22 protein-coding genes are annotated in these 22571 nt (G+C 67.5%); 10 read left to right on the forward strand and 12 right to left on the reverse strand.

Annotated elements, in window-relative coordinates:
- Positions 1-345 precede the first annotated feature (345 nt).
- Together ABZ865_RS12280 and ABZ865_RS12285 are read left to right on the forward strand one after the other, a co-directional pair.
- A complete protein-coding gene (locus ABZ865_RS12280; RefSeq protein WP_361229647.1) occupies positions 346-7530 on the forward strand; it encodes a polymorphic toxin-type HINT domain-containing protein in 7185 nt (2394 codons plus the stop codon).
- Positions 7531-7542: 12 nt separating this feature from the next.
- Entirely contained in the window at positions 7543-8049 is a 507-nt protein-coding gene (locus ABZ865_RS12285) for a hypothetical protein (RefSeq protein ID WP_361227931.1), read from the forward strand.
- 327 nt (positions 8050-8376) lie between these two features.
- Here ABZ865_RS12285 and ABZ865_RS12290 read toward each other — a convergent pair whose 3' ends face one another.
- Entirely contained in the window at positions 8377-8622 is a 246-nt protein-coding gene (locus ABZ865_RS12290) for a hypothetical protein (protein WP_361227934.1), read from the reverse strand.
- Positions 8610-8861 carry a hypothetical protein gene (locus tag ABZ865_RS12295; protein WP_361227937.1) on the reverse strand — a complete coding sequence of 84 codons (252 nt, stop codon included), beginning with the start codon at positions 8859-8861 and terminating at the stop codon, positions 8610-8612. Before ABZ865_RS12295 ends, ABZ865_RS12290 begins: the two co-directional genes overlap by 13 nt.
- 272 nt (positions 8862-9133) lie before the next feature.
- Here ABZ865_RS12295 and ABZ865_RS12300 point away from each other — a divergent pair, with 272 nt between their 5' ends.
- The 4 genes from ABZ865_RS12300 to ABZ865_RS12315 all read left to right on the forward strand — a co-directional run bounded on the left by ABZ865_RS12300 (position 9134) and on the right by ABZ865_RS12315 (position 11647).
- The gene (locus ABZ865_RS12300; protein WP_361229650.1) at positions 9134-9853 is read left to right on the forward strand and encodes an XRE family transcriptional regulator; all 720 of its coding nucleotides are present in this window, start codon (positions 9134-9136) and stop codon (positions 9851-9853) included.
- A 2-nt stretch (positions 9854-9855) separates the two neighbouring features.
- Entirely contained in the window at positions 9856-10326 is a 471-nt protein-coding gene (locus ABZ865_RS12305) for an NUDIX domain-containing protein (RefSeq protein WP_361227940.1), read from the forward strand.
- Between the two features lie 208 nt (positions 10327-10534).
- Positions 10535-10819, forward strand: coding sequence for a GIY-YIG nuclease family protein (locus ABZ865_RS12310; RefSeq protein ID WP_361227943.1), 285 nt, complete (start codon positions 10535-10537; stop codon positions 10817-10819).
- Between the two features lie 15 nt (positions 10820-10834).
- The gene (locus tag ABZ865_RS12315; protein WP_361227946.1) at positions 10835-11647 is read left to right on the forward strand and encodes a hypothetical protein; all 813 of its coding nucleotides are present in this window, start codon (positions 10835-10837) and stop codon (positions 11645-11647) included.
- A 98-nt stretch (positions 11648-11745) separates the two neighbouring features.
- On the opposite strand, the gene ABZ865_RS12320 is transcribed toward ABZ865_RS12315, so the two are convergent.
- Together ABZ865_RS12320 and ABZ865_RS12325 are read right to left on the reverse strand one after the other, a co-directional pair.
- Entirely contained in the window at positions 11746-12111 is a 366-nt protein-coding gene (locus tag ABZ865_RS12320; RefSeq protein ID WP_361227949.1) for a hypothetical protein, read from the reverse strand.
- Positions 12105-12377 carry a hypothetical protein gene (locus ABZ865_RS12325; protein ID WP_361227952.1) on the reverse strand — a complete coding sequence of 91 codons (273 nt, stop codon included), beginning with the start codon at positions 12375-12377 and terminating at the stop codon, positions 12105-12107. Before ABZ865_RS12325 ends, ABZ865_RS12320 begins: the two co-directional genes overlap by 7 nt.
- Before the next feature lie 94 nt (positions 12378-12471).
- On the opposite strand from ABZ865_RS12325, the gene ABZ865_RS12330 reads away from it, so the two are divergent.
- Positions 12472-12687 (forward strand): type II toxin-antitoxin system HicB family antitoxin, encoded by a 216-nt coding sequence (locus ABZ865_RS12330; RefSeq protein ID WP_361227955.1) that lies wholly within the window; start codon positions 12472-12474, stop codon positions 12685-12687.
- Positions 12688-12936: 249 nt separating this feature from the next.
- On the opposite strand, the gene ABZ865_RS12335 is transcribed toward ABZ865_RS12330, so the two are convergent.
- The 8 genes from ABZ865_RS12335 to ABZ865_RS12370 all read right to left on the reverse strand — a co-directional run bounded on the left by ABZ865_RS12335 (position 12937) and on the right by ABZ865_RS12370 (position 19201).
- Positions 12937-13461 carry a hypothetical protein gene (locus ABZ865_RS12335; RefSeq protein ID WP_361227958.1) on the reverse strand — a complete coding sequence of 175 codons (525 nt, stop codon included), beginning with the start codon at positions 13459-13461 and terminating at the stop codon, positions 12937-12939.
- Between the two features lie 258 nt (positions 13462-13719).
- The gene (locus tag ABZ865_RS12340) at positions 13720-14139 is read right to left on the reverse strand and encodes a VOC family protein (RefSeq protein WP_361227961.1); all 420 of its coding nucleotides are present in this window, start codon (positions 14137-14139) and stop codon (positions 13720-13722) included.
- A gap of 94 nt (positions 14140-14233) precedes the next feature.
- Positions 14234-14812, reverse strand: coding sequence for a hypothetical protein (locus tag ABZ865_RS12345; RefSeq protein ID WP_361227964.1), 579 nt, complete (start codon positions 14810-14812; stop codon positions 14234-14236).
- Between the two features lie 143 nt (positions 14813-14955).
- A complete protein-coding gene (locus tag ABZ865_RS12350) occupies positions 14956-15717 on the reverse strand; it encodes a succinate dehydrogenase iron-sulfur subunit (RefSeq protein ID WP_361227967.1) in 762 nt (253 codons plus the stop codon).
- Complete coding sequence (gene sdhA / locus ABZ865_RS12355; RefSeq protein WP_361227970.1) at positions 15717-17471, reverse strand: succinate dehydrogenase flavoprotein subunit; 1755 nt, start codon at positions 17469-17471, stop codon at positions 15717-15719. Before sdhA ends, ABZ865_RS12350 begins: the two co-directional genes overlap by 1 nt.
- 19 nt (positions 17472-17490) lie before the next feature.
- On the reverse strand, positions 17491-17973 hold the full coding sequence (locus tag ABZ865_RS12360) for a succinate dehydrogenase hydrophobic membrane anchor subunit (RefSeq protein WP_100827858.1): 483 nt from the start codon (positions 17971-17973) through the stop codon (positions 17491-17493).
- Between the two features lie 5 nt (positions 17974-17978).
- Positions 17979-18359 carry a succinate dehydrogenase, cytochrome b556 subunit gene (gene sdhC, locus ABZ865_RS12365; protein WP_043406142.1) on the reverse strand — a complete coding sequence of 127 codons (381 nt, stop codon included), beginning with the start codon at positions 18357-18359 and terminating at the stop codon, positions 17979-17981.
- Positions 18360-18550: 191 nt separating this feature from the next.
- Entirely contained in the window at positions 18551-19201 is a 651-nt protein-coding gene (locus ABZ865_RS12370) for a 2-oxo-4-hydroxy-4-carboxy-5-ureidoimidazoline decarboxylase (RefSeq protein WP_361227975.1), read from the reverse strand.
- A 113-nt stretch (positions 19202-19314) separates the two neighbouring features.
- Here ABZ865_RS12370 and ABZ865_RS12375 point away from each other — a divergent pair, with 113 nt between their 5' ends.
- The 3 genes from ABZ865_RS12375 (at position 19315) to ABZ865_RS12385 (ending at position 22549) form a co-directional block, all read left to right on the forward strand.
- On the forward strand, positions 19315-20982 hold the full coding sequence (locus tag ABZ865_RS12375; RefSeq protein WP_361227978.1) for a glycoside hydrolase family 20 protein: 1668 nt from the start codon (positions 19315-19317) through the stop codon (positions 20980-20982).
- A gap of 174 nt (positions 20983-21156) precedes the next feature.
- Positions 21157-21903, forward strand: a complete 747-nt coding sequence (locus ABZ865_RS12380; protein WP_361227981.1) for a DUF4328 domain-containing protein — start codon at positions 21157-21159, stop codon at positions 21901-21903.
- 91 nt (positions 21904-21994) lie between these two features.
- A complete protein-coding gene (locus ABZ865_RS12385) occupies positions 21995-22549 on the forward strand; it encodes a hypothetical protein (protein ID WP_361227983.1) in 555 nt (184 codons plus the stop codon).
- The last annotated feature ends 22 nt before the right edge of the window (positions 22550-22571 follow it).

The following is a 22571-nucleotide window of genomic DNA, read 5'->3' on the forward strand; positions in this document are numbered from 1 at the left end:
AGCGGCTACACACCGGCCAAATGCCCGCTTATGACGGCAAGTTGACGCTGCATATGCGGGGCCGAGCAATGCTATGCCCAATAACTCTTAAGGGTCCGGCCAATCCCATCCCGCGGCAATTCCCGCAGGTTCGCTCAGATTCGATGCGTAGCGAGTCATTACGCACCGTGACGATATTCACATCGTCCACTCATCCCTGGCATTCATTCACGGGTTGATCACAGAATCCCCGTTGTTTGATACATCGTCACGCGTGGCCTGTCTCCGGTCCCGCTTCCAGTGGTCCGGGGGGACCTCGCCGTGTTCGATCGACTCTTCCTGACCCGCACGCGCCGCCACACGCGTATGGCTGGCCCGCTGACCGCCGCGGCGCTCCTGGTCGGGCTGCTGCCCGCCCAGGCGTTGGCGCTGCCGCCGGATCCGAAGACGGCGGAAGTCGGGCGTGAGACGGTGGACCTCGAGGCGCTGGAGAAGGATGTGCCGGTGCCTGGCCTGAAGGTCAGGCCGAAGGTGGACAGCCTCAGGGCAGACATTCCCAAGGAACTGCTTTCCGCTCCGACGAACACCGTGGCTCCACCGTCGAACGTGTCGGGATCGGTCACCTTCGGCTCCACAACCACGCCCGCATCCGCCCGCGCCACCGCCACGTCGGTCGACCAGACCGCGCTGAGTCCTGTCGGCACCCTGCCGGTGAGCCTGGGCCAGGCTCCGGACCAGCCGACCCCGACCGGCACCTGGCAGGTCACGATTCCCGATCGCGCGGCGCCGGTGAGCCAAGGCGTCGACGGGGCGGTCATGGTGGTGCAGGGCCCCGACACCGGTTCGGTCCCGGTGTCGGTGAAGCTGGACTATTCGAGGTTCAAGAGCCTCTATGGTGCCGACTGGGCCTCACGGCTTCGGCTCGTTCAGTTCCCCGACTGCTATCTGACGACCCCGGATGACGAGGCATGTCAGCAGTACGAGGAACTGGACACAGCCAACGACACGGCATCGCAGTCCCTGACCGCCACCATCGATCCGGCGGCCGACGCCACGGTGACCCCGGCCTCGGCGCAGCCCGCACCGTTCGCGAGCTCGGGAGTGTTCCAGGCGGCCTACCACAAGACCGCGTCGGCGACTCCCGTGGCCACCGGGCCGAGTACCGCGGTCGTCGGAGCCGTCGACTCCGGTCGGGGTGCGGGCGGCACCTTCAAGGCGACGCCGCTCGCCTCGGACGGCAAGTGGGAGGCTGGAGGTTCCTCGGGTGCGTTCACGTGGTCCTACCCGTTCACCGTGCCCAGCCCGCCCGCCGGTCCCGCACCCGCGATCTCGTTCAACTACAACTCACAGTCGGTGGACGGGCGTACGGCCGTGTCCTCCGGGCAGTCCTCGTGGATCGGTGAGGGGTGGTCGTACGACCCCGGATACATCGAGCGCCGCTACCGCTCCTGCCAGGACGACCGGAAACAGCTGAAGGCCGGCACCCCCAACAACACGGCCAAGAAGGACAAGACGTCCGACCTGTGCTGGGTCTCGTACAACGCCGTGATGTCGCTCGCCGGAAAGACCACGGAACTGGTCCGCGACGCCGGCTCCGGTAGCGACCCGGAGAAGGACAGCGAGTTCTACCGGCTCCAGCAGGACGACGGCACCCGTGTCGAGCACCGCGTCGGTGGCGGCAACGACGACAACAACGGCGAATACTGGGTGGTCACCACGCGCGACGGCACCCAGTACTACTACGGCGTCAACCAGGTCGGCGGTGGCCACGCCAACACCAACTCCGTCTCCACGGTCCCGGTTTTCGGCAACCATCCCGGCGAGCCCTGCCACGCCGACTCCTTCGCGGACTCGCGCTGCGGTTCGGGCAAGCAGCAGGCGTGGCGCTGGGGCCTGGACAAGGTGGTCGACGTCAACGGCAACACGTTGATCGTCAACTACAAGCAGGAGACGAACTACTACGCCGTCCGCAAGAAGTTCAAGTCGCCCGAGCAGTACGACCGTGCGCAGTACCCGACCACGATCGAGTACGGCATGCGTCCGGACAGCCTCACCCAGCCGTCCGCCGTCGTCGAGTTCGGTGCCAAACAGCGCTGCCTGAAGTCCACGACCGCCTGCGACCCGAGCAACTTCGACAAGACCAGCGACCCGGGCGCCTACCGGCCGTGGTGGGACACCCCGGGCAACCTCAATTGCAAGTCCACGTCCAAACTGTGCCCTCCCTTCCCGTCCTTCTGGACGCAGATGCGCCTGGACACGGTGACCACGAAGGCCGCCCGCGCCGGGCAGCAGGGCCTGGGCAAGGTGGACACCTACACCCTGCACCAGTCCTTCCCGGCGGACTGGTACGACACCGCGCCCGGCCTGTGGCTGAACTCGATCACCCGCACCGGCTATGGCCCCGGTGACACCACCGGCACCCTTCAGTCGGCGGACGGCGTCAGCTTCGCCCCCTACACCGTGGGTTCCCGCTCAAAGCTCTACAGCTGGCTCAAGGACCGGCAGTTGCCCAACCTGGTGAGGTCGGGCAAGAACGACCAACGCCCCGCCTTCACCCGCCCCCGCATCGGCACCGTGTCCACCGAGTACGGCGGCGACATCGAGGTCGAGTACAAAGGCGGTTGTCAGACCGAGCCCGCGGAGGACAAGGGCAAGGCCAACGGCACCTGCTACCCCGTCCGCTGGTCACCGGACGGCGACGAAAAGACCCCCGCGAAGGCGTGGTTCAACAAGTACGTCGTCGATCTCGTCATCGAGACCGACAAGGTCACCTCACACGGCAAGCCGATTGTCACCAAGTACGCATACGACGGCCCGGCCTGGTCCAAGAGCGACGACGAGTTCACCCGGCCTTCCCTGCGCACGTACAGCGACTGGCGCGGATACCGGCAGGTCTCGGTCACCAAGGGCAGCGTGTCCATGGGACCGGGCAAGGTCAACCCACAGTCGTACTCGGTCACCCGCTACTTCCAGGGCACCGGCGGCGAGGTCAAGGACTCCAAGAACGAGCGCACACTGCTCGCCGACGACGCCCCGCAGTTCGCGGGGATGACCGCGGAGACGATCACCTACGGTGACTCTGCGGGTCCGGTCCTCAAACGCACGCTGAACTATCCCTGGTCCAAGCAGACCGCGTCCCGCGCCCGGGAGAACGAGGACGGGACCGATGCGGACCCGCTCGTCGCCTACCGTATGGGCGTCAAGCGCACGGACGACATCCAGACCACTGACGACAACGGCGGCACGCGATCCGTTCGCACCCTCACCACCGTCGACGACACCTATGGCCTGCCCGTCCAGGTCGAGACGGCCGTCGTCAAGCCCAACGGCACTGGCGAGACATTCTCCGACCAGACCTGCACGGTGACGTCGTACGTCCACAACACGACCGCCTGGCTGATCGGCCTGCCCAAGGAACAGCGCACCACCGGCACGTCGTGCGCCGACTACTCCACCGCCGACCCCGGCACTGAGCTGAAGTCGGCGCAGCAGATCAGCTACGACAACCTCGCCAACGGTGCGACACCGACCAAGGGCCGTCCCACATCCGTGGCCGAGATCGGCGGAGCGGGCACCTCGTACTCCGTCGTCACCGACACGACGTACGACGACCTGGGCCGTGTGCTCTCGGTCACGCAACCGGGCGCGGGAACGGCCAGGACGCAGTACACCCCCGCGGCGGGCGGTCCTGTCACCGAGGTGACGGCGATCAACGCCAAGGAGCAAGCCACGAAGACGACCTTCGATCCCGGTCGTGGCCTCCCGCTCACCGTCACCGACGCCAACGGCCGTGTCACCCGCAGTGAATACGATGCTCTCGGTCGCCTGGTCCAGGGCTGGTCGGCGTCCCGCTCCTCCGGCGGCCAGTCGCCGAACGTCGTGATCGACTATCAGCCGGCCATCGCTACGGGCAAGGAGAACCGGCCTGCCGCCGTCACGGTCAAGACGCTCAAAGACGACGGTACCTACTCCCGCCAGGTCACCCTCTACGACGGCTTGTCACGTGAGGTCCAAAGCCAGAGCGAGGCACACGGTGGTCCTGGCCGGATCGTCGTCGACACCACGTATGACGACCATGGCCTGGTCTTCGAGCAGACCAGCCCATACCTGGCCAAGGGCGAACCGGAAACCCAGCTGTTCGCCCCGCGCTCCAACTCGCTGATCCCCAGTTCTGTCCGGCACACGTACGACGGCATGGAGCGCGATGTACGTGCCGCCGTCTACCAGTCCGGCTCCTACAAGTACGCCACCTACACCGACTACAACTTCACCAGTACCTGGGTGAACCCGCCGGGCTCGACGGCTCCCACCACCCTCACCTCCTACGACGCGCTCGGCCGAGTCACCTCCGTGAAGCACTACACGAGGAACGTCATCGGCTCGTACGGTCGAACGACGCGCTACACGTACGATGCGCGCGGCAACCGCAGCAAGATCACCGATCCCGGGGGCAACGTCTGGTCGTACACCTACGACGCCCGTGGCCGGGTCAGCTCCTCGACCGATCCCGACACCGGCACCACGTACACCTGGTACGACGACGCGGACCGCCCCACCCACACGAAGAACGCGGAACAGCAGGAGATATTCACCGAGTACGACCTGCTCGGCCGCGTGAAGTACGTCCGGTTCGGCTCGGCCACGTCCACCCCGGTCAAGGAGTACACGTACGACGACGCGCGCAGCGGCCTCGGCCAACCAGGAAGCTCCATCCGGCACACCGACAGCGGCGACTACATCAACCGCGTCGTCGGCTACGACGCCGACTACAACCCGATCGCCAGTGAAACGGTCATCCCGGCCAACTCGATGACCACCGGCCTGTCCGGGACGTACCTCTACTCCTACGACTACACGCTCACCGGCAAGCCGCAATCGGTCACGCTGCCCGCCGTCGGCGGACTGGCGAAGGAAAAGGTCGTCACCCGCTACGACTCCGACGGCCTTCCCGAGTCCACTTCCGGACAGACGTGGTACACGTCCGACGTCACGTACTCGCCGTACGGTGAGCCCCTGCGTGTCGTCTCCGGCTCCCAGCCCTCCCGCGTCTGGACGACCAACTTCGTCGACCCCCATACGGGTCGTCTTCAGCGGACAGTCGCCGACCTGGAGAGCACCGGCCCCCGGCACACCACCGACAGCTACTACTCCTACGACGTCTCCGGCGCCATCACGTCCAACGCCCGCAAGCTGGGCGACGCGAGCGGCTACACCTGGGACAACCAGTGCTTCACCTATGACGTCCTGGGCGAACTCGTCCACGCCTGGACGTCGACGATCACGCCTGGCCTCAACGGCACGGGCTGCAAGGCCTCCAGCGGCGCCGCCTGGGGTTACCGCGGCGACTACGCGGCCTCCTCCGGGCCAGTCGCCGACACGGCCGACGAAGCCGGCGACACCACCAGCCCCGACACCTCGCTGTCCACCACCCTCGCGAACGCGGCGCCGGACACCACCACGGTCTCGACCGGTGCCACCGCCTACCGCCAGTCGTTCACCTTCGACTGGCTCGGCAACCGCGCCGCGATGACCGACTACGACACGGCCGACGCGACGAAGACCGTTGGCTACACCTACCGCTATGGCAAGACGGTCACCGGAAACGGAACCACGCCGTCTTACGTGACGCAGCCGCACACGGTCACGAGCATCACCTCAACCCCATCCGGCAAGGGCAGCCTCTACACCTACTACGACACGGGCAACACGAAGCTACGGGACCTCGCCGACACCACCCAGAACCTCACCTGGACGTCGGACAGCCGGCTCGACACCATCACGGCCGACGGCAAGAAGACGACGTACGTCTACGACGCCGACGGCAACCGCCTGCTGGAGAACTCGTCTTCGGGCTCGACGCTGTACCTCGGCGAGACGGAACTGACGACGGACGCGACGGGCACGATCACCCGCGCCTCGCGCACCTACAGCCAGGCCGGCGCACCCGCGGTGGTCCGCTCCACGACGAACGGCTCCACGACCGGTCACAAGCTGAACGTCCTGATCGCCGACCAGGTGGGCACGGCGACCACCAGCGTCGAACTGTCCTCCACCCAGCCGGTCACCCGCCGCGCCTTCAAGCCGTACGGCGAAACCCGCGGCCCCAAGCCGACGACGTGGCCCAACAAACGCAGCTACCTCGGCGTGGGCATCGACGACACCGCCACCGGCCTGACCCACATCGGCGCCCGCGAATACGACCAGAACTCCGGCCGCTTCCTCTCCGCCGACCCGGTCATCGACTTGGCAGACCCGCTGCAGATGAATGGGTACGCCTACAGCAACAACAGCCCCGTCAGCAAGAGCGACCCGACCGGCCTGTGCCCGGTTGACCTTTGCGGCGGAGGCGAAGGAAAGGGCGGTGCCACCAACGGCGAAGTGACCAAGGTGGCCCATTCAAGCCCGGTTTATCAGGCTCTTCCGTATGACGTCACCATACCGGGCACTGGAAAGCGTCAGATCTTTCCCGGCGTTGTGATACCTGCCCACTTCAAGGGCTGGCAGAAGGTCAGAGACCATTTTTACCAGCTCTGGTTGACCACCATGAGCACCAACGGGTACACGCCTCAGTACCTCGAGGATCCGCTCAACCCGGACCAGCATGCCCAGGTGGAGCTGTGGCTGTGGAACGCCTGCAGGGGTGGAAAGGCTTGCCCGAAGGGCACCACGTCGAGCTTCATGCAGGTTGTTGCTGGCGGCCTCTTCGCATTCGGCTGGGGTGAAGGCGCGCTGGGAAGGCGCGGCGGGTCACGCTCGGGTGTCAAGGGAGGCGCGCTCGGAGAGTGCAGCTTTACCCCGAGTACCCGCGTGCTCGTGAGCGGACGGAAGTCCAAGCCCATTGGAAAGATCAAGCCTGGCGACAAGGTCGAGTCCGCAGACCCTGCCACCGGTCGTCACCAAGGTTCTCGCCCAGTCACCGCCACACACATACATCACGACGATGATCTCGTCGACCTGACGATCCAAACGGGGCGCCAGCACTCCAGCGTCCTGCACACCACCTCTCGCCATCCCTTCTGGGACGACACACTCCACGCTTGGGTACCCGCCGGCCGGCTCACGCCGGGCCACAACCTGGAGACCGCGACCGACCACCACGTCCGCATCGTGTCCGTCCGGACCCGCCCAGGCGCCGCGGACATGTACAACCTGACGGTCGAAGAACTGCACACGTACTATGTGCTGGCGGGGCAGACGCCGGTACTCGTTCACAACAGCAATGGATGTATAAATTGGGCCTCCAACAGCGTTAAAACGTGGGGTCACACTTTCAAGACTCATGGCGCCGGAGCGAAGAACACGAAGGCTCTGATCGACCGCGCTCGTAGCACCGGGAATCAGCAAGGTCAGTGGCTGGATAATGATGCCGCTGCAGAGTTCTTGAAGGGACTCCATGTTGAAGGAGCCGGGCCCAGGTCGGTACGCATTCCGGACGGGTTGGGTCAGGTGATTATGCCGGATGGGAGTATCGTCCAAGCGCGGGCGGCTACCATCGTCCCGAGTCCAAATGGGCTGTACAAGACGGGATTCCCGATCATTGGTCCGAACTAGGAGGCTGGAGAGATGAGCTTCTCTGTATCGTTCAATCCGGCCGTGCCGTCAGGTGCTGTGTCTCCTGCTTCAGCGGGTGTGGAGCCGGGTGACGATTACGAAACCCTGGTCATGGAGGCGTGTAGCGTCCTCTCTGACGCTGGAGGCAGCACATTCCACCTGGGCGGCTTCGGGAGTGATGAGTGGCCGCTCGATGTCGCGTATGACTTGTCTGCCTTCATGGAGCAGCTCCCGTCGCTTCTGGTGGGTGTGCGTGACCGTCGCGAAGTCGAGGTAGATCTCTACTCGCAGGGCGTCGAGAGGACTTTGACCTTCCGCCCAAGCGGGGATCTCGTGATGATTCACTGCGAGTCGCGGACCAATTGGGTTCCGAACCCGGAGCGCGAGAGCATTGCACAGAGTGAGCTAGTCGCGATGCTCTCGAAATTGGCCGAAGACTTCGCCAGAGGGTTGAAGGCGATTAATTCCGAACTTTCGGAGGTCGCACCATTCGAGCGTTGGTTGGAGGGTGAGGTGTAGCCTTGCTGCCCGATCTCGCAACCTTCACGCTGGATAGCGGCAGCACTTGAAGCCCCGTCAGGTACGTCCTGGCGGGGCTTCTGCGGTGGGTGACGGCAGTAGTTGACGGCAACGTCAGTGGACGGTGGCTCCGTACAGCGGCGGGTCATCGCCGTCGTCGCGGGTCGACTCGTCGTTGGCGGGGCCGTCAAGGGCGATGCTGAGGGTGTCGATGGCGTCGCGCTGGAGGCGGAGTCGGACGTGGGCGTAGACGGTGGCGGTGACGCCGATGTGGGCGTGACCGAGTTGCCCGGTGCGGACGTTGCGGGCGACGTTGAGCGGGATTGGTCACGTCTGCCGCCAGGCCCGCCAGGGCCGGGTGATGATCTCCCGGTAGGTGTGGTGGGACGGGTTCTGGCCGCAGTGCCGCAGCACCCAGTTCTGCGGTTCGGCGAAGTCCTTGCTTGTCGGTGAGGTCTCTCCGTCCACGGCGCACTGCATCGCGTACAGGACCGGCTCCGCGTCCGGTTCGCGGTCGGGCTGGAGAGTCCAGGTCTCGTAGCGCAGGACCGAGCGAGGGATCACCGTCCCCACCTCCGGTTGGCCACGGCCACCTTCGCGCTTAACTCCTCCGTCGGAGTCGGTGGGCGAACGTCCTCGGGCGGCACGTCCCACTCCAGGCCACCGCGTGGAGGTCGAAGCTGCACGTACGGCCCCACATGCCCCATCACCACGCCCACCTTGCCGCTCCGCCGGTCGACCACCAGGGCGCCGGTATCAGGCGAGACGGTGTGCCCGTAGGCATCAGGGGTGGGGGCCGTCATCGTGACCACCCCGGCGAGGCAGCGCGCGACCGGGCGTCCAGTCGCAGGGCGGGAACACATGGGTTGGCGCTCATTCGCACGGTGACGCTCCTCGGCGGCGTTGATGCGTGCCCCTGGGCCTGTTGGTGCCGCAGGGTCGGCACCGATCCTCACGCCGGTCACCGGGACGAAGGAACCTCCACCAAACCCAACTTAGGGACGTCCTGCACCGTGTAGAACGTCCCTAGTGCCGTCCTGAGACGAGGGGGAGACTCGTGCCGAACGAGAGACTACGAGCCGTCATGGCGGCGGGAGGCTGGACGTACGCCGCACTCGCTCAGCAGGTCGAGGTCGACCCCAAGTCGGTCGAGCGCTGGGTGAACCTCGGGCGTATCCCACGTCGTGCCACCGCCCTCCAGGCGGCCAAGGCCCTGGGAGAAGATGTGCACGCACTCTGGCCGGCGCTCCGCCAGGCCCGCCCCGCCCGCGCCATCAGCCCTGAGTTGGTGGCGCTCTACGAGCAGCGGGCCGACCTCCCCGTCTCGGCGTTCACCGACCTGATGGCCCAGGCCCGGGAACGGATCGACATCCTCGTCTACGCGGCCGTCTTCCTCCACGAGGCGTACCCGCGGCTGAACGAACTCCTCTCCGAACGTGCCGCCGAAGGCTGCACCGTCCGCATCGCGATCGGGGACGCCGACAGCGACAACGTCCAAGCCCGCGGCCAAGAGGAGCGGTTCGGCCACGGCATCGAATCCCGCTGCCGCCTCGCGCTCATGCACTACAGACCGCTCGCCAGCACCCCGGGCATCGAAGTCCGCACCCACGAAACTACGCTCTACAACTCCCTCTACCGCGCCGACGACCAGCAACTCGTCAACGCCCATGTCTGGGGCGTCAACGCGTACGCCGCCCCCGTTTGGCATCTTCGCCGACACGAGGCAGGCGGCATGTTCGACACCTACGCGGAGAGCTTCGACGCCGTGTGGACGACAGCAACCCCCGTACGAGAGGAAGGCTGACCGTGGCCCGCACCGAGTACTACGACGACCCGAACGCGCCCAAGCCGAACAGCATGGTCGTCGCCGCCTCCGCCGTCGTCACCGACGACCACGGGCGCATCCTCCTCCAGCGCCGCCGCGACAACGACCTATGGGCCCTGCCCGGAGGCGGAATGGACCTCACCGACTCCCTGCCAGGCACGGCCGTCCGCGAGGTCAAGGAAGAAACCGGCCTCGACGTCGAGATCACCGGCCTGGTCGGCACCTACACCGACCCGAAACACATCATCGCCTACACCGACGGCGAGGTCCGCCGCCAGTTCAACATCTGCTTCACCGCCCGCATCACCAGCGGCCAACTGGAGATCTCCGACGAGTCCACCGAACTCCGGTTTGTACCGCCGGAAGAGATCGAACAGTTGCCGATGCACCACACCCAAAGACTAAGGCTCCAGCACTTCCTGGAACAGCGCGAGAAGCCGTACCTGGGCTGAACCGCCTGACGGTAGTAGCGACGGCAATAACCCCGCACAACCACGGACACCCACGCACCTCACCGGACCAGCAAACCGTACCTGACCTGCGAAAAAACAGGTCGAAAGCTTCGCGTAGCACACGTACTATGTGCTGGCCGGTGACACGCCGGTATGGGTTCACAACACAAGCTGCAGAACATTCGGGCACCTGTCGCCCAGCGGTCGAATGGACCTTCCGAACACGTCTGGCGTGTATCGGATCGAAATGGATGACGGAACGATCTACGTCGGAAAGGCGACGGATATCCATAACCGCTTCCACGGCGCGATCAGGAAGGGTGGAGTGCTTCACGACGCGGGTTACCGTTCGCGAGACGTACGCGCTCTGGACTGGATGGAGATGCCCGATGCGACGGATGCCAAGTTGTACGAAATGGAGAATCAGTGGATCGAATATGAGGGAGGCATCGGTAATCTAGCCAACAGGATCAACTCTCCGGGAGCGCGGTGAGATGGGGCAGGTTCAGTGAGTACCGGCGAATTCAAAGTCATGCGATGGCACGGGGGCTTCGACGGTCCCTGGGGGGAAGTGGCAGTCGAGCGGTATCGGAGGGGTGGATTCGACGGTCTCAGTCTGGTCCCGGGTGCTGACTGGGCTCCTCGGAGCCTTGAGTTCGTCCGTGATCTCCCGGGCTTGCGCTACCTGAGCCTGACCGCCAGAGTCTCGGATGACCTAGAGGCGTTCCGCATCGAAGGCCTTGAGGATCTCACCCTGGTGACGGGCTCGCGCCGCAAGGTCCCGGACACGCTGCAGCCGCATCTGCGGGCCCTCTGCCTCACCGATCGGCCCGGAGTCGAAGTGGCCAGCCGGTTTCCGCGACTGGAGCGACTGCGCGTCGGGACATGGCGGGGAACCGACCTCGAGATGATCCTCGGAGCGGAGCACCTTACGTCGGTGTATCTCGAAGGGGGCCGCCAGGCGGGAACCCTGACGGGAGTCGAATCATGCTCCGCCGTGGAGGAGTTCGTATCGATCAACTACTCGGTCGCCGATTCGCTTCCCCTACGTTCTCTGAACGGGCTCCGGGAAGTGAAACTGCTCGCCGCGTCGCCGACCGCTCCCCATGGAATCATCAGGTTTTCCGATATTGCGAGCCCGAGTCTGGTGAAAGTGTGGATCTCGAACCCGACGGTGCTGGAGGGCTTCGACATCCTGAAGGAACTCCCCAGGCTGCGAGAAGTGAGACTCTTGGAGTGCCGGCTCAGCGATGCCGAACGTCAGGAGCTGAACAGTCTTTCCGGGAAGGTGGACGTGAGGATTGTCGACCCCAAGGAATAGGTGGGCACGCCTGACTGGGTGGCGGATACGTAGCCCCTTCCGGCCGGGACGCGACGGGCCGTCCGGCCGGAACGGGGATGCGTGTGGCGGTGTGCAGGTCAGGTGAGCTGCGTGGGCCGTGGGGCGTCCAGCTGGTCGTCCTCGTCGTCGATGACGTCAAGGTCCTCGTAGGCATCGGCCGGTGCAGGCAGGCGCTCCCCCCGGCTGATCGCGACCCGGTGGACATTGGTCAGGGCCTCGGTCAACTGGACCGCAAGCAGGTGTAGTTCACTCTGAGTCCACTGGCGTCCATCCAGGACACGATATGCCTCCTGGAGGAGTTCACCGGCCAAGCTGAGCTGGGCGGACTCCATGTTGTCCGCGAGCCGGGACAGGTATCCGGGCCCGTTGCCTGCGAGATAGCACGGCTTGCCCTCCGGCCCGGCCCAGGGCAGGAGTCGCAGCTGACCCGACGGGCTCACCATGCCCGTACCTCCGCTGCGCCGACCAGCTCAGTGTCGATGTCGATGCCGTACACGGCCAGCCGCACCACGCGTCGACGTGCCCGTCGGCGCTGTTGTTCCCGGCGCTCGTGCGCGACCAGGTACGGGCGGACCAGCCCGATCTCCTCACCTCGCAGTACCGAAGAAACCGGGATCTGGCCGGTGAGCCCGCTCGTGCACCCGTGGATGGGGCGGCGTGACCCGATACACCCGGCGGTGACCAGCGGGACGGACAGGGGCTCCGGCAACGGGCAGCTTCCAGCCGGTCAACGTGAGTGCGGGCGGGGGTGACGGTGGGGAAAGCCGCTGTCCGCCGGGGGTGGTGCGTGCCAGAGTGGCGGCATGACGGTTGGCTCACTGCACCTGACCGCTGCGATCACTCATGAAGGCGAGTGGTACGTGGCATGCTGCCTCCAGGTCGAGGTCACGTCCCAGGGCGAGACCATTGAAGAATCCCTGGAAAACCTGCGTGAGGCGCTGGAGCTGTACTTCGAGGACGCCCCCGCCCCCGAGGTCACCGACGTGATCACTGCCCCCGTCGAGGTACGCGTCGCATGAGCCCCGCCGTCCCCACGGGCCTCTCCGGTGCACCCTCCGCTCCATCCCTCGCCGGGCCGACTGGACCGTAGACCACCCCAATGAGCGCCTGGAGTAGCGCCACGCCACACCCAGGCTCTGACGGCAACGTCAGCGGACAACGGCTGCGTCGGATGGGTCGTCGGCGGCCCCGTTGCCAGTGGGACCAATCGAGCCAGTGGGCCGGCCCGTGGACGGGCCGGCCTTCTCACCGGGCGCGGACAGGGTCGGTCAGCGGTCGAGGTCGATCGTGAAGCGCCTCTTGCCCGACCCGATCGTTTCGGCGTGGACCTGGCCGCGAGCCTGGTCGTATACCCCGGTGCCGCCGGTGATCGCGTTGTCGAACGGAGGGGGTGGGACCGTCGGCTTGTTGTCGGTGATGATGCCGAAGACCATCCCCTGTACGGTGAGCTGGCCGCCCGGGAGGACGTAGGTCACGACGCACACCTCCGCTCCGCCGTGTGCGGTTGTGGTTGTGGTGGTGCAGGTGCCGTCGGTTTCACCGACCTCGTTTTTCTCGTCCTTGTCTTTGAGGATCGAGCGGAAGACGGTCCGGTCGCCCTGGGCGGGCGTGCCGTCGGAGCTGACGGAGAAGCGTGACTGCTGCGCGAGGGTGCCGATGAGTGTGATGACCTTGTCTCCGCCCTTGGCGTGGGCGGCATCAGCGGCCGTCTCAGCGGCCCCGACAGGGGCGCAGGTGAGAAGGGTGACCAGCGCAGTGGCCGTGCCGAGGCAGGCTGCTCTGATGGGTCGCATCGTGTGGCTCCTGAGGTTGATGCTCACGGATGGTCAGGTGATGCATTCATAACCTCGGCTCCGCCGTCGCCCGGAGCGTCCCGGCGCAAGCCACTGGAAAATACGATCAGTCGGACCAACCCGGGACGAGAGACGCCACCCGACCGGACGAAAGGCGCAGCTCGGGGCCGGTTTCGTGACGAAGTCGCGGTACTTCATCTACTTCACGGCCGCACGAAGTCGGGGTCCTTCATCGGCTTCACGGCCGCAGCGGACGCATCAGCCCCTGCGCGCCAGCTCCGGGCGTTTGGTGTAGTCCGTGAAGCCCAGGACGTTGCCCCAGGGGTCGGCGATTTCGACGGTCCAGCCGGTGGCGGTCGAGAAGGGGTCGTCCAGGGGGGTGATGCCGGCCGCGGTCAGGTCGCGGGCGGCCGCGCGGGCGTCCGGGACTTCCAGCCAGATGCGGGGGGAGGGCCAGGGGGGCGGGCGGTGGCCCAGTTCGTCCTCGGTGCGGAGGAGGATGCCGGGGGTCTCGCCGCCGACTCTCAGCAGGGCGATCCCGCCTTCGTCGAAGCGGAAGCCCACGGTGAAGCCGGCGCGCTCGTAGAAGGCCACCGCGTCGGCGAGGTCGCCGACGGGCAGCAGCACGTTGTCGAAGCCGAGCAGCTCGTACGACTCTTTGTCCGATCTGTCTGACATGTCGTCAGATTAAGCGGAACTCGTCCGGATGCGAGGAGCCCCACCGAAGTGGGCTCGGTGGGGATCCCACGGAAGGCGTCTCCAGGGCTGCGGCCTACATGGCGCTCAGCGAGCGGGCGTAGTTGATCTGGCCCATGACCGCCGGGAAAGTGCCCGGGCCGTGTGCCGGGATCATCGTGGAGTGGTGCCGGCCCGCGCTGGTCACGGTGACCTGGATGTAGCCCACGGTCTTCTTCTCCTTCATCAGGAGGAAGAGGAGCCCGAGGAGGCAGAAGAGGAAGAAGACGATCGCCAGGACGACGGCGTGTGTCGGGATCTTCTCCTCGGTGTGCGACATGTCCGTGGCGTTCCACACCGCGCCCCGCAGCGGCAACGGCCCGGCAGGGGTGACGATCTGGTCGCCCGTCACCGTGATGTCCCCGATGGTCAGCAGCGGTGCACCCCCGGCGGCCATCGGTGCGGGAGCGCCGGGAACGGCCGGGAGTGCCCCCTGCTGGGGCGGGAAGCCGTAGCCCTGTTCCACGGGCGCGGGATAGCCGTATCCGGGCGCGCCCTTGGGCTGGGCCGGGAAGCCGTAGGCCGGGGTCCCCGGCGGCTGCGGCGGGAAGGCCGGGGGTTGTGCGGGTGCTGCCGGGGGCTGCCCGGGGCCCCACTGCGGATTCGGCTCGGTCATGCTGTCTCGTCCCCCTGCTGGCCGCAACGTCGGATGGAAGGATCATCCTGCCAGTTCCCGGCCCGGGACACGCAAAGGACCCCGCCCCCGGTGCGGAACCGGGGGCGGGGTCCAACTCGCCTGAGAGCAAAGGCGCGAGGCGATCAGTAGCGGCGGGTGATGAGTGCCTTCTTCACCTCGGCGATCGCCTTCGTGACCTCGATACCGCGCGGGCAGGCGTCCGTGCAGTTGAAGGTCGTGCGGCAACGCCAGACGCCGTCACGGTCGTTGAGGATCTCCAGGCGCTGCTCGCCCGCCTCGTCACGGCTGTCGAAGATGAAGCGGTGGGCGTTCACGATCGCGGCCGGACCGAAGTACTGGCCGTCGTTCCAGAACACCGGGCAGGAGGAGGTGCAGGCCGCGCACAGGATGCACTTCGTCGTGTCGTCGAAGCGCTCGCGGTCCTCGGCGGACTGCAGACGCTCGCGCGTCGGCTCGTTCGTCTCCTTGGTGACCAGGAACGGCATGACGTCCCGGTACGCCTGGAAGAACGGCTCCATGTCGACCACGAGGTCCTTCAGGGCCGTCAGACCCTTTATGGGCTCGACGGTGATGGGCTTCTCGGGGCTGACGTCCTTGATGAGCGTCTTGCAGGCGAGACGGTTCTTGCCGTTGATCCGCATCGCGTCCGAGCCGCAGATGCCGTGGGCGCAGGAGCGGCGGTAGGTCAGCGTGCCGTCCAGGTCCCACTTGATCTTGTTGAGACCGTCGAGGACGCGCTCCTTCGGGTCCATCTCCAGCTGGAAGTCCTCCCAGGAGGCCTCAGCCGAGACCTCGGGGTTGAACCGGCGGATCCGGAAGGTGACGGTGATGTAGGGGGACGCCTGAGCCTCGGCCTCGGCCTTGTCCAGAACAGGGGTAGCCATCAGTACTTACGCTCCATCGGCTGGTAGCGGGTCTGGACGACCGGCTTGTAGTCGAGACGGACGGTTTCCGAGCCGTCGTCGCCCACCTCGCGGTACGCCATCGTGTGGCGCATGAAGTTGACGTCGTCGCGGTTCGGGTAGTCCTCGCGGTAGTGACCGCCGCGGGACTCCTTGCGGGCGAGGGCGGAGACCGCCATGACCTCGGCCAGCTCGAGCAGGTTGCCCAGCTCGATGGCCTCCAGCAGGTCGGTGTTGAACCGCTTGCCCTTGTCCTGGATGGCCACGTTCTTGTAGCGCTCGCGCAGCTCGGCGATCTTCTCGACGGCCGTCTTGATCGTCTGCTCGGTGCGGAACACCATGACGTTGGCGTCCATGGTCTCCTGCAGCTCACGGCGGATCTGGGCGACCCGCTCGTTGCCGGTGGAGGTGCGCAGCCGCTCGATCTGCTCGACGACGAACGCCTCGGGGTTCTCCGGCAGCTCGACGAAGTCCACGGTGTGGGCGTAGTCGGCGGCGGCGATGCCCGCGCGGCGGCCGAACACGTTGATGTCCAGCAGCGAGTTGGTGCCGAGGCGGTTGGCGCCGTGCACGGAGACACAGGCGACCTCGCCGGCCGCGTACAGACCCGGGACGACGGTGGTGTTGTCCGACAGGACCTCGCCCTCGACGTTCGTCGGGATGCCGCCCATCGCGTAGTGCGCGGTCGGCTGGATCGGGATCGGGTCCGTGTACGGCTCGATACCGAGGTAGGTGCGCGCGAACTCGGTGATGTCCGGGAGCTTGGCGTCCAGCTGCTCCGGCGGGAGGTGGGTGAGGTCCAGGTAGACGTGGTCGCCCTCGGGACCGCAGCCGCGACCCTCGCGGATCTCGGTGTAGATGGAGCGGGAGACGACGTCACGTGACGCGAGGTCCTTCATGACCGGCGCGTACTTCTCCATGAAGCGCTCGCCGTCCTTGTTGCGGAGGATGCCGCCCTCACCGCGGGCGCCCTCCGTCAGCAGGATGCCCATGCGCCAGATGCCGGTCGGGTGGAACTGGAAGAACTCCATGTCCTCCAGCGGGATGCCCCGGCGGTAGCACGCGGCCTGGCCGTCACCGGTCAGGGTGTGCGCGTTGGAGGTCACCTTGAAGAACTTGCCGGTGCCGCCGGAGGCGTAGATGACCGACTTGGCCTGGAAGACGTGGATCTCACCGGTGGCCAGCTCGTAGGCGACCACACCGGCGGAGTGCTTGACGCCGTCGACCTCGGTGATCAGCTGGTCCAGGACGTAGAACTCGTTGAAGAACTCCACGCCCTCCTTGACGCAGTTCTGGTACAGCGTCTGGAGGATCATGTGGCCGGTGCGGTCGGCCGCGTAGCAGGAGCGGCGGACGGGCGCCTCGCCGTGGTTACGGCTGTGACCGCCGAAACGGCGCTGGTCGATCGTCCCGTTGGGCGTCCGGTTGAACGGCAGGCCCATCTTCTCCAGGTCGAGGACGGCGTCGATGGCCTCCTTCGCCAGGATCTCGGCGGCGTCCTGGTCGACCAGGTAGTCACCGCCCTTGACCGTGTCGAAGGTGTGCCACTCCCAGTTGTCCTCCTCCACGTTGGCCAGCGCGGCGGCCATGCCGCCCTGCGCGGCGCCCGTGTGGGAGCGGGTCGGGTAGAGCTTGGTCAGGACCGCGGTGCGGCTGCGCTTCGTGGACTCGATGGCCGCGCGCATGCCCGCGCCGCCGGCGCCGACGATGACGGTGTCGTACTTGTGGATCTTCATGATTCTCGCAGCCCCGTGCCTAGCGGATGTTCGGGTCGAAGGTGAAGATCACCAGCGTGCCCAGCAGGATGGTGAACACCGTGGCGGTGTAGAGCAGGCCCTTCAGCCACAGCCGGGTGTTCGCGCGCTCCGCGTAGTCGTTGATGACCGTGCGCAGGCCGTTGGCGCCGTGCAGCATCGCCAGCCACAGCATCAGCAGGTCCCAGACCTGCCAGAACGGGGACGCCCAGCGGCCGGCCACGAAGGCGAAGCCGATCTTGGAGACGCCGCCGTCCAGGAAGAGCTGGATCAGCAGGTGGCCGAGGACCAGGACGACCAGGACGACGCCGGACAGGCGCATGAACAGCCAGGCGGCCATCTCGAAGTTGCCCCGGGTGGACTTCGGGGTCTTCTTGGTGCGCTTGCGCGGCGCCTCGATCAGGGGGGCCGGGTTGTCGACGTTGTACACGGACGCGCCCTCGACGGGGCCGATGCCGGACGCGGTGGTTTCAGTGGTGGACATGGGCGTCAGCTCCCGAACAGAACACGAGCGGCGTGGCCGAGAACGGGGTAAATGGCCCCGGCCATCAGGACGACCCAGACGCCGACGACGGTCCAGAGCATCTGCTTCTGGTAGCGCGGGCCCTTCGACCAGAAGTCGACGGCGATGACCCGCAGGCCGTTGAGCGCGTGGAAGAGGATGGCGGCGACGAGGCCGTACTCCAGCAGCGCGACGATCGGCGTCTTGTACGTGGCTACGACCTTGTCGTAGTCCTCGGGGCTGACACGGACGAGAGCGGTGTCCAGCACATGGACGAACAGGAAGAAGAAAATGAGGACACCGGTGACTCGATGAGCCACCCAGGACCACATGCCTTCCCGGCCGCGGTACAGCGTTCCAGCCGGCACGGAAGTTCCCTCCGGGGAGCGGGGACTAGGGCCGCGCCGGCTTCACTGTCGGTCGGGCCCGGCCGGGTACGGTCCACCGGCCCCCAGCATCGTAGCGATGCGCCGCGCTGTGCTTTACGGGGGGCCTACCTTGTGTGATCAAAGTGGCACCGGACGGGCTAGAGATGCGGCTCCTGGGGTGGGGTGTCCCGCTATTTGCCGGGCGCGGAGCCGTTGTGGCCGGTCGCGCCCCCGCTTTCGTACGCGTTCGAGCGCGGGTACCCCCCTCGCGGCGGTGCCGCTGACGTGCACAGCGTCGCGCCGCTGAGGAGCTGTCCCAGGCGCTCGCCCGCGACGCGCCGGAGTTCGTCCGCCGCTATCACCCGTTCCTCCTCCGGATCGTTTGTCAATCGTGACCGGATGGCTTCGAGGATGCGGTCGAGGGCCTCGTCCGGGTGAGTGTCGCCCAGATAGATGACGAACGCGTGTCCGAATCTCGCCTCGTAGGCCGCGTGGGCGGCGCCGAGGGCCGTGTGGGCCGCCGAGTACGTGCCCTCGGGCAGCTCGGGGAGGCACTCGCCCGCCAGGGCCTCGGCGAGGTCGCCGGGGGAGAGGTCGTAGGCCGCCTCGTCCGCCGCCGCCAGGAGGGAGTCCACGTCGGGGTAGGGGCGGTGGGCGGCGATCCGGCGGGACCAGCGCAGGCTGCGCAGGCAGCGCAGCAGGAGGGCGCGGGCCTCGTCGGCGTGGGCGGCGTTGAAGGCGTCGAGCGGCGTGGGGAGATACGGCAGACGGTGCGCAGGCAGCGTGGGTCCTCGCGTCGCGGGTGATGTGGCAGGGGATCTTGTGAATGGTGTGACCTCCACGTTATCGAGAGTGGTCAGGGTGTGTCCGAGCGATGCCTGAATTTCACTCGGATGGGAGAGTTTCGGAACCGCTCGATGACGTGTGCGCGCCCGACCGGTCGTACGTTGGCTGGGTGAGCCAGCACAGGCGCCGGCCCTCGGCGCAGCAGGTGAAACGGAAGCGGGCGGTGGTCGCCGGCGCGGTCGTCGGGGCCGTGGCGGTCGGTGTGGGCGTCGGCGTGTGGGCCTCGGAGGGCGGGGGACGCCCGCCGCCCGGGGGCGCGACCGCGCGGGCGTCGTCGGACGGCGGGGCCGTCGGCACGTCGGATCACGACGCCGCCGCCACACCCTCGCCGAGCCCGACGCCCAGCCGGTCCTACCCGCTGTCCCAGGCGCCGCGCACCATACCGGCGGTGCGCTCCCACACCCCGGAACGCGGCCCCGGCTGGCGGCCGCAGAAGGCGGACCGGGTGGTGGTGAGCGACCCGAAGCTGGCCGACGAGGGGCGGCTGATCGCCGGCGAGCTGGGGCTCACCTACGCGGGGCAGAAGAACGACACGCGGGCCGGGGACGTCAAGCTCGGGCTCGGCGGCGGGGGCGGCAACCCGGAGTCGTACACCATGACCGTGCGCGGCGGGCGGGTCGACATCAGCGGGCCGGGCGAAGCAGGCGTCTTCTACGGCACCCGCACCCTGAAACAGACGGTCCACGGCGCCGGTACGGCCCCGGAAGGCGTCGTACGCGACGAACCCGCCAAGCCGGTGCGCGGCTTCATGCTCGACATCGCGCGCAAGCCGTTCAGCGAGACCTGGATCGAGGACCGGATACGCGAGCTGGGGGACCTGAAGTTCAACGAGCTGGGGCTGCACTTCTCCGACGACCAGGCCTTCCGGATCGAGTCCAGCACCCATCCCGAGATCGTCTCCCCGGTCCATCTGACGAAGGCGCAGGTCAAGAAGATCGTCGACCTGGCGGCCTCCCGGCACATCACCGTCGTGCCCGAGCTCGACTCACCGGGCCATCTGGGCGCGGCGCTCGCCGCCCACCCCGACCTCCAGCTGCGCAATGTGAACGGGGTGCCCACCCGGGGCGCGATCGACATCTCCAACCCCGCCTCCGCGAACCTCATCGACGACCTGCTGAACGAGTACACGGGCCTCTTCACCGGCGGCCAGTGGCACCTGGGCGGCGACGAGTACCAGGCCCTCACCGTCACCGATCCGGCGGCCTCCTTCCCACAGCTCGCGGCCGCCGCCCAGCAGAAGTACGGCGCCGGGGCGACCGTCGCCGACCTCGCCACCGGCTGGCTCAACGACCGCGCCGCCACCGTACGGGCCCACCACCGGACCATGCGGGCGTGGAACGACGGGTTCTACCGGGGCACCTCCGTGCAGGCGGCCAACGATCTCCAGGTCGCCTACTGGACCGGCAAGGAGATCGGCGCCCGGCCGCCGGCGGAGTACCTGAGCGCGGGACGGAAGCTCATCAACTACAACGACGAGTTCCTCTATTACGTCCTCGGGCAGCCGCAGACCTTCGTGTACCCGACCGGGCAGCGGATCTACGAGCAGTGGACCCCGCGGGTGGTGCGCGGCACCACCGCCGTGCCGGCGAGCTACGACGGGCAGATCCTCGGCGGGACGTTCGCGGTGTGGTCCGACGTCCCCGACGCGCAGACCGAGGCCCAGGTCGCCGCGGGCATCCGGATGCCGCTGCGGGCCACCGTGCAGAAACTGTGGGACCCGCGCACACCGGCTTTGTCCTGGGCCGAGTTTCAGAGTCTGGCGGACCGGCTGGGCTGAGCCGGACCAGGAGTCGAGCCCGGGCACGGAGCCGGGCCGCATCGGATTCGAGTGGACGTACGAAGGTCGCGAACCGTATGTTCCGGTGTTCGATCTTCCGGTGTTCGTCGCCTCGGACCATCCCGACTCGGGGGAGAGCGACGCGCTTCCACATCGTTTCGGGGGGACTCCTTCATGACCTGTGCCCGTTGCCGGCGGTTCGCCGTCGTTCCCGGCGGCACCCTGTGCGCCCAGTGCGCCGTGCCCGCCCCGCCGTTCGCCGGGATGCCCACCGCCGTGCTCCGCTCTCCCGTCGGGCTCGGCCGCGCCACCGCCGCGCTGCTCGGTCTGGTCATCGCCGCCGACCTGTTCGCCGTCGTGGCCGACGTGGTGACGATGAACGTCACCGACGATCTGGTCGGCGGGGCCGGCGGCGCCGACGTCGTCCACCGGGCCGACCGGGCCGACACGCTCTACTCCGCCTCCGGCGTCGCCCAGGTGGTCGCCCTGCTGGCGACGATGGTCGTGTACCTGTGCTGGCTGTGGCGGGTGCGGGCCAACGCCGAGGTGTTCAACGCCGGCGGGCAGAGCAAGGCGCGGGGCTGGACGATCGCCGGCTGGTTCGTCCCGGTCGTGAACCTGTGGTTCCCGCGCCGGGTCACCCTCGACATCTGGGACTCCAGCGCCCCCTGGGCCGAGCGCCCCGGCCATGCCCTGGTCAACGGCTGGTGGACGATGTGGATCCTCTCCCTGTTCGCCGACCGGGCCGCCGGCACGCAGTACGACCATGCCGACGGCGCGCTCGAACTCCGCGACGCCGCACGCCTGATGCTCGCCTCCGACCTGGTCGACCTCACGGCCGCCGCCCTCGCCATCCTGGTCGTCCTCAAGATCACCCGCATGCAGCACCGCAGGGCCCTCGGGGGCCCGGCCCTTGGCTGAAAACTTCCGCCTGTGACAGGATCGGGCCGTCGCACGCAGTAAGGGGAAGTGCGGGCTCCGTAAAGGCGGCGCCCAGGTCTGGGAGGCTTCCATGAGCCTGGTGGAACTGATCGCGCAGGCGGACGAACGCGGACTGGCCGCCAGTGGGCTGGCCTGTTCCGATCGGTGCGTCCCCCTGCTGGGCGGCGACGACGAACTGCTGCGCCCGCTGTGGTCACACCTCGCCGACGGGTCCGACTGGTCGGTGAGCCTGGAGAAGGCCCGGGGCACGCTCACCGCGGCGGGCCCCGACGAGGACGAGGCCGCCCGGCTCGCCCGCCGGATGCTGGAGGCCGCCCCGGCCGAGCGCACGCCCGAGGCGATACGGGCCTGGGCCGACGCCTGCTCCGTCGCCTCCCTGCTCATCCACCGGCTCCTCGACCCCGCCGTCGACGAGAACACCCCGGCCGACGACGTGGACGCCGAGCGCGCCGGCGGCCCGGAGAGCGCGTCCCCGCTGGTCGCCGCCGAACTGCGGCGCCAGATCCTGGTCCTGGAACTCCTCGCCGAGCACGGCAATCAGGGCCTGCGCCGCGCCCTGGACGTCTCGGTCGAGGGCCGCCGGGTGCTGCGCGCGGTGGTGTCGCGGCGGGAACGGCTGGCGTAGCCGAGACAGTCGAGGCAGTCGG

The sequence above is a fragment of the Streptomyces sp. NPDC047085 genome (assembly GCF_040643735.1).
In the GTDB taxonomy this organism is placed as follows: Bacteria; Actinomycetota; Actinomycetes; order Streptomycetales; family Streptomycetaceae; genus Streptomyces.